Genomic DNA, 6782 nt, shown 5'->3' with positions numbered 1-6782 from the left:
GGGTTGGGGAGGGGTGCTTTGGCCATTGCTTCAAGGCAATCGCATCGCGATTGCATCAATCCATGCACGCCAAGCTTCAAGCGTAGATCAAACCCAGAAGCTCACCCCTCCCCAACCCTCCCCTGCGCTATGCGCAAGGGAGGGGGTACAAGCGGCAGGCTTCAAGCGCCGTAGCGCGTCTTCAACATCGACCACGCCGAACGCAGGGCCAGTGCTTCGCCACCGGCCGGGCGGCCCGGGCGCTCGCCGTCGTTCCACGCGTAGACGTCCAGATGCGCCCATACTTGGCCTTCGTTGATGAAGCGCTCCAGGTACAGCGCCGCGGTCACCGAACCGGCCATGCGCGAGCCGGCATTGGCCAGGTCTGCGATGCCGCTGTTGAGGTAACGCAGGTACGGACGCCACAGCGGCATGCGCCAGACCGGGTCGCGGGTGTTGTCGCCGGCCTGCAGCCACTGGTTGGCCAGGGTGTCGTCATTGGCGAACAGCGCCGGCAGGTCCGGGCCCAGCGCGATGCGCGCGGCACCGGTGAGGGTGGCGAAATCGAGGATGGTGTGCGGGTTCTGCTCGCTGACATAGGTCAGCGCGTCGCACAGCACCAGGCGGCCTTCGGCGTCGGTGTTGTCGATCTCCACGGTGATGCCCTTGCGGGTGGTGATCACTTCGCCGGGACGGAACGCATCCGGTCCCACCGCGTTCTCAACCGCTGCCACCACCAGGGTCAGCTGCACCGGCAGCTGCTGCGCCATCACCAGACCCGCCAGTGCGATGGCATGGGCAGCGCCGCCCATATCCTTCTTCATGTTGCGCATGCCATCGGCTGGCTTCAGGTCCAGGCCGCCGGTGTCGAAGCACACGCCCTTGCCGACCAGCGCCAGGTGCGGCGCACCGGCGGTGCCCCAGCGCAGCACGATCAGGCGCGGCGCGCGGTGCGAAGCACGGCCCACTGCATGGATGGTGGGGAAGTTCATTTCCAGCAGTTCATCGCCGGCAATCACTTCCAGTTCGCCGCCATGCGCGTCGGCCAGTTCGCGCGCGGCGTCTTCCAGTTGCTGCGGGCCCATGTCTTCGGTCGGCGTGTTGACCCAGTCGCGCACGCGCAGGCAGGCAGTCACCACGTCCAGCACTTCGGCGGCCGGCGTCGCCAGCAACTGCGCGGCCGGGCGGGCCAGCTTGCGGTAGCGGTCGAAGCGATAGCTGCCCAGGCCCCAGCCGATCTGCAGGTTGGCCGTGCTGCTGGCATCGAGTTCATTGGCGAGCTGCCAAGTGGTGCCGGCCGGCAGCGCGAACGGTGCATGCGCATAGGCATAGGCATCGGCGCGGTCACCCACGCCCAGCACCGCAGCGGCAATGCCGTTGTCACCGGGCAGCAGCAGGACGCTGCTTGGCGCGGCATTGAATTGCTGGGCGTTGGCCCAGGCCTGCACGGCGGCCGGCTGCTGTGCCTTCCACGTGGCAAAGCCATCGCGGTCGAGCACGTACAGCGGCAGGGCGTTGGCGGAATCGGAGGTGTAAGCGGTAATCGGGGTCATGGTGTTCTCTTGCGTCTGATGGCGGCCGTGGGCTTAGCGCTGCGGGTTGGATGCGCCTGCATCCAGCCAGTCGGCCAGTCCGGTCAGGGTGTCGAACTGCAGGTCGGGCTGTAGTTCGCTGTGGGTCCATGTGTGTTCTTCGCGGTTGATCCAGCAACCGCGCAGGCCCGCGCGCATCGCGCCGGCTACGTCCATTTCGGCATGGTCGCCGACATGCAGTACCTGCGCGTGTTCAACGCCGAGGCGTTCGCAGGCGGCATGGAAAATGCTGGGGTCCGGCTTGGCTGCGCCGTGCTCGCGCGAACCCAGCTGGAAGGCGAACAGATCGCCAATGCCGATGCGCTGCAGGTCGGCGTTGCCGTTGCTCACCGCCGCCACCGGTACGCGTGCGGCGATGCGGCGCAGTGCGGCCAGGGCATCGGGGTAGAACTCGACCTGGTTGCGTGCGGCGTAGAAGGCTTCGTACGCAGGATCCAGCAGCTCCATGCTGGCACCGCTCTTTTCCAGCGCTTCTGCCAGGGTCAGCCGGCGCAATGCGCTCAGGTCGTAGTGCAGCTGCGGGTTGTCACGGAACGAGCGTTCGCGCAGTTCACGCATGGCCTGTACCGGGTACATGCTGGCGGTGGCCGGGCTGTGTTCCAGCATCCAGTCGTGCAGCACCTGGTCGATGCGGGCGCCGATAGGAGCGAACGGCCACAGTGTGTCGTCCAGATCGAGGGTGATGGCGAGTACGGGGAAGTTCATGCCGCCATTTTACGCCATGCCCATGAGCCGGGCCTGTCGGTGCCCTTTGGCTGGATGATCTTGTGGGAGCGGCGTCAGCCGCGAAGCAGGTACATCGTCAGCTGGCATGGACGCCGGTTGCTTCAGCATTGTCAGCTTCGCGGCTTACGCCGCTCCCACAAACGCGCTGCAGCCAAGCTCAGCCCCGTAGCCCGGGTAAGCGCAGCGCACCCGGGAGATGGGTGTGTGCTGATGACTGGAATTCTTTGCAAACGGCCGCGGGTGCGCTTCGCTTACCCGGGCTACAACAGCCGGGCTTTGTGGCTTCTTCATGTTGTAGGAGCGGCGTAAGCCGCGAAGCAGGTACATCATCAGTTGGCAGAGATGCTGATTGCTTCAGCATTGTCAGCTTCGCGGCTTACGCCGCTCCTACACAGTGGATGACGCTATTCCAGCAGCTTGGCCCAGCCGTGCATGCCGTCCACGCGGCTCAACACGAGCTTCACGCAGACCAGCAGCGGCACCGCCAGCAGCAGGCCGACCATGCCCCACAGCCAGCCGAACAGCATCAGTGCCAGGATCAGCATCAGCGGCGAAATCGCCATGCTGCGGCCGAGCACGATAGGTGTGATCAATTGCCCTTCCAGCGTATGCAGGCCCAGGTAGGCCAGTGCCGGCAACAAGGCGGTGAGTGGGTCGCGGAATTCGACGAAGCCCATCAACAGCATCAGCACGATGCCGATCAACGGCCCCACATACGGTGCGAAGTTCAGCAGCGCCGCCACCGTGCCCCATAGCAGTGCCTCGGGCATCTCGATGCCAAGCAGCATCAGGATGCCGGCCAGCACCAGGCCTAGGGTGATGTTGATCACGGTGATGGTCAGCACGTAACGCGATATCTCGCGCTCTATCGAACGCAGGATCTCGGCGGTGAAGCGTTTCTGCTGGCGGTTGGGCAGCAGGGCGATCACGTGCCGCTGCAGGTTTTCGCCGTAGATCATGAAGAACAGGGTCAGCAGCACCACCGCCAGCGCCGAGGCGGCCAGCTTGGGCGTGCGCACTAGTGCCTTGTAGGGATCATCGAGCTGGGTGCGGATCACCTGCACCTTGCGGTTGCCTTCGCCGCCGGCCGCGCGCGCAAAGCTTTCGGCGGCCTGGTTGGCCTGTTGCACCGGTTTGACGAAGTCCTGCACCTTGCGTGAGATCTGCCGCATCTGCTGCGGCGCTTCCTGCACCCATTCGCTGGCCGGGCCGGCCAGTTGCACGGCCAGCAAGCCACTGCCGGCCAAGCCCGCCGACAGCACCAGCAGCGCGCCGAGAAAGCGCGGCAGGTGCAGTTTCTGCAGCAGGCGGATGATGGGGTTGCCGATCAGGGCGAAGAACATCGCCAGCAGTACCGGCAGGATGACTTCCTGCGCGGCCCACAGGGTATAGCCCACCGCCAGCGTCGCCAGCACCACCAGGGAAACAGGTGCGCGCGGACGCGGTGGCGGTGCGGCGGGCTCGGCCGGCGCTGCGGCGGCTACGGGCAACGGCTCGGACATGCGGGCGAGGCTCCGGCGGAAGGGCGCGGCGCAATGCCGCGCCCGGCTCAGGATTCTGACAGTTCCGTGGCGGCTTCGGCGGCGCGCGGTGGCACCGGGTTGTTGGCCGGGTTGGCTGCTGTCGCCGCACTGGCACGGGGAGCTGCTGCCGGTGCGGCGTTGTGCGCGGCTTCGTCCGCTGCATCGCCGGCTTCATCTGCGGCATCGGCTGCATGGCTGGCGGCCATGCCCGCCGCGGCGGCGGCGAACGAGGCCACCGAGGCTTGCGCCGAGGCGACCAGCCCGGACACCGAGCCGATCATCTGCAGCCAGCGTGCACCACTGAAGGCGCCGCCGGGTTCCAGCTTGCCGGCCAGGAAACCACCGGCCAGCCCGACCACGATGATGCGGCCCGGGGTCCAGGCGCTGCGCCAGGTGTGGTTGAGCAGCGCCCATTGCTGGGTGGTTTCCTCGTTGCGTACCTGCACCACGGCTTCGGCGCGGCGTACGCGGCGCTGCAGGGCTTCGAAATTCATCGTTGTTCCTCCCCGGGCAGCGTCACATCGGCGTCGGGGTCGTCAGCGCTGGGTTCATCGAACAAGCCCAGCCGTGACAGCTGCCTGCGCGTGGCATGCATGCCGGTGTGATGGAAGAAATACGAGACCCGCCAGATGCCGTAGCCGGTGATCGCCAGGCTCAGCGCTGTCGGGATCAACAGCGATACGAACAAGGACAGGCCAAGGTATTGCAGCAGGGCCACCAGGGTGGCGGCCAGCAGCAGCCAGGCCGATGCGCCGAACACGATGGCTACGCCACTCCAGGCCAGGGCCCGGCCAAATGCGCTGCGGGCCAGTGCGAAGTCGGCCGAGACCAGACGCCGCAACGAACGTGCGGCCTGGCCTGCCGAATCCAGCGTTTGCCGGCCGGCGGCGCCAACCTGGCGGATGCTTTCTTCCAGCCCGGGCGCGGGGCCCGGGGTGGAGTCGTCGCCAGTGGGCGGTGTTGCGTTTTCGCTCACGCCGATCAGTCGTTGCTGCGGGCGAGCTTGGCGATGATCCAGCCAGCGGCGAAGGCCACGCCGAACGAGGCCAGCGGACGCTCACGGATGAGGTCGGCAGCGCTGTCCATCAGGTCCTTGCCCTTGTCCATCAGGGCGTCGACCTGTTCCTTGGCGGCGGCACCGCCCAGTTCAGCAGCGGCCAGGCCCGACAGCGCGCTGTCCGACAGTTCGGCCTTCAGATTGGCCTTGCCCAGACGCAGTTCGTCGCCGGCAGCACCGGCAGCGCCCTTGACGGCCGAGCCAGCGGTGGAAGCGGCGGACTTCAGGTGTGCGCCAGCCTCGCCCAGGTGTTCCTTCATGTTCTCGGTATTGGTGGGGCTCATCGTGATCTCCTGGTTTCAGCGGGTGCGCCGGTTGGCGCGCGGTTGCAACAGAACTCAACAAATACCAGTTGCGGGGTGTAAACAACGTTACGCCGCCGCAACCCGATGCTCACCTGGGCATCATCGCATCATCAATTGGCCGCGCTGGCTGCCGCCGCGCAGGATGCTCAGCACCAGCTGGGGTGGGCGCTGGCTGAAGCTGGCGCGCCAGCCGGCCAGGTCGGTGAACGCGCCGCTGCTGGCGGCCAGGATCACATCACCACCAGCCAGGCCCGATTGCGCGGCGCGGCTGCCGCGTGCCACTTCGCTGACCAGCACGCCATTGATGCCGGCCTGGCGCAGCGATTCGGGCAGGTCGACGAAGGTTGCGCCAGTCAGCCGCGGGTCCAGCGTGTCGCCGACCACCGCGCGCGGTTGTTCCTTCAAGGTGGCCTTGAGCTGCAGCGGCTTGCCGTCGCGGCGGACTTCCAGGTCGACCGTGCGGCCCACCGTGGAGAGACCTTCGAAATTGTGCAGGGCCTGCGCGCTGTCCACGCGCTGGCCGTTGATGGCGGTGACCACGTCGCCGGCCTTCACGCCTGCGGCGGCGGCACCGGAGCCGGCCAGCACCCGGGTCACCAGCGCGCCACGGGCTTCTTCAAGGCCCAGCCCCTGCGCGATCTGCGGGGTCAGGTTCTGGGTTTCCACGCCCAGCGTGCCGCGCACCACCACGCCCTTGGTGATCAGCTGCTCGACCACATCGCGGGCAAGATTGGAGGGGATAGCCAGGCCCAGGCCGATATTGCCGGCCATGCTGCCCTGCGGGTTGTAGCTGGCGGTATTGATGCCGATCAGCTGGCCGTTGAGGTTGACCAGCGCGCCGCCGGAGTTGCCCGGGTTGATCGAGGCGTCGGTCTGGATGAAGTTCTGGTAGCCCAGCCCGCGGATGCCGCTGCGGCCCACCGCCGAGACGATGCCGGAGGTGACCGTCTGGCTGAAGCCGAACGGGTTGCCGATGGCCACAACGAAGTCACCCACGCGCAGCTGGTCGCTGTTGCCCAGCGGCAGCGCGGTGAGCTTGTCGGCCGGGATGCGGATCAGCGCGATGTCGGTGTCACGGTCCGAGCCGAGGAACTCGGCCTTGACCGTGCGGCCGTCGGCCAGGGTGACCTGCACGTCGTCGGCGTTCTCGACCACATGGTGGTTGGTAAGCACGTAACCGCGCGCTGCATCGATGATCACGCCCGAGCCCAGCGACTCGTTGATGCGCTCCTGCGGCACCTGCGGGAACAGGCGGCGGAAGAACGGATCGTCGAAGTAGGGGTTGCGCACCCGCACCACCTGCTTGGTGTTGACGCTGACCACGGCCGGCATGGCCTGTTCCAGCATCGGTGCCAGCGATGGCACCGCCTGCCCGGCGACCGCGGCCGGGAGCGCGGCGGTGGTGGGCACTACCGTGCCCAGGGTGGCCGCGCTGGCGCGGTTGTCCAGGTGGGCATTGATGGCGGTGGCGGTAAAACCGCCGAAGGCGGCGGCCAAGGCCAGGGTCAGCAGGGTCGGGATGGGTCGCATTGCCGGGGGTTCCATGCGGGGGCGCCCGAGGGCGGCGCCGGGGCATGGAACCTGTCTCTTCTCCACATCT

General features: G+C 67.2%; 7 protein-coding genes. All 7 read right to left on the bottom strand.

Annotated features, from left to right (window positions below):
• Positions 1–161: 161 nt before the first annotated feature.
• On the bottom strand, positions 162–1532 hold the full coding sequence (locus ABB27_RS18925) for a leucyl aminopeptidase family protein (RefSeq protein WP_057630874.1): 1371 nt from the start codon (positions 1530–1532) through the stop codon (positions 162–164).
• A gap of 33 nt (positions 1533–1565) precedes the next feature.
• Complete coding sequence (locus ABB27_RS18920) at positions 1566–2276, bottom strand: HAD family hydrolase (protein WP_057630872.1); 711 nt, start codon at positions 2274–2276, stop codon at positions 1566–1568.
• Between the two features lie 425 nt (positions 2277–2701).
• The gene (locus ABB27_RS18915; RefSeq protein WP_057630870.1) at positions 2702–3799 is read right to left on the bottom strand and encodes an AI-2E family transporter; all 1098 of its coding nucleotides are present in this window, start codon (positions 3797–3799) and stop codon (positions 2702–2704) included.
• A 47-nt stretch (positions 3800–3846) separates the two neighbouring features.
• Positions 3847–4314, bottom strand: coding sequence for a hypothetical protein (locus ABB27_RS18910; protein WP_057630868.1), 468 nt, complete (start codon positions 4312–4314; stop codon positions 3847–3849).
• Positions 4311–4796 (bottom strand): hypothetical protein, encoded by a 486-nt coding sequence (locus ABB27_RS18905; RefSeq protein ID WP_057630865.1) that lies wholly within the window; start codon positions 4794–4796, stop codon positions 4311–4313. The genes ABB27_RS18910 and ABB27_RS18905 overlap by 4 nt, the downstream gene beginning before the upstream one ends.
• A gap of 5 nt (positions 4797–4801) precedes the next feature.
• Complete coding sequence (locus tag ABB27_RS18900) at positions 4802–5161, bottom strand: hypothetical protein (protein WP_057630863.1); 360 nt, start codon at positions 5159–5161, stop codon at positions 4802–4804.
• A 120-nt stretch (positions 5162–5281) separates the two neighbouring features.
• Positions 5282–6712 (bottom strand): Do family serine endopeptidase, encoded by a 1431-nt coding sequence (locus ABB27_RS18895; RefSeq protein ID WP_057630861.1) that lies wholly within the window; start codon positions 6710–6712, stop codon positions 5282–5284.
• Positions 6713–6782 lie beyond the last annotated feature (70 nt).

This window comes from Stenotrophomonas terrae, assembly GCF_001431465.1.
GTDB classification, from domain to species: domain Bacteria; phylum Pseudomonadota; class Gammaproteobacteria; order Xanthomonadales; family Xanthomonadaceae; genus Stenotrophomonas; species Stenotrophomonas terrae.
This window is presented reverse-complemented; position numbering and strand designations above follow the sequence as displayed.

What these genes read in the sequence shown, in the direction of transcription:
- ABB27_RS18925 (WP_057630874.1), bottom strand. Translation starts at nt 1,532, where the DNA reads ATGACCCCGATTACCGCTTACACCTCCGATTCCGCCAACGCCCTGCCG.
- ABB27_RS18920 (WP_057630872.1), bottom strand. Translation starts at nt 2,276, where the DNA reads ATGAACTTCCCCGTACTCGCCATCACCCTCGATCTGGACGACACACTG.
- ABB27_RS18915 (WP_057630870.1), bottom strand. Translation starts at nt 3,799, where the DNA reads ATGTCCGAGCCGTTGCCCGTAGCCGCCGCAGCGCCGGCCGAGCCCGCC.
- ABB27_RS18910 (WP_057630868.1), bottom strand. Translation starts at nt 4,314, where the DNA reads ATGAATTTCGAAGCCCTGCAGCGCCGCGTACGCCGCGCCGAAGCCGTG.
- ABB27_RS18900 (WP_057630863.1), bottom strand. Translation starts at nt 5,161, where the DNA reads ATGAGCCCCACCAATACCGAGAACATGAAGGAACACCTGGGCGAGGCT.
- ABB27_RS18895 (WP_057630861.1), bottom strand. Translation starts at nt 6,712, where the DNA reads ATGCGACCCATCCCGACCCTGCTGACCCTGGCCTTGGCCGCCGCCTTC.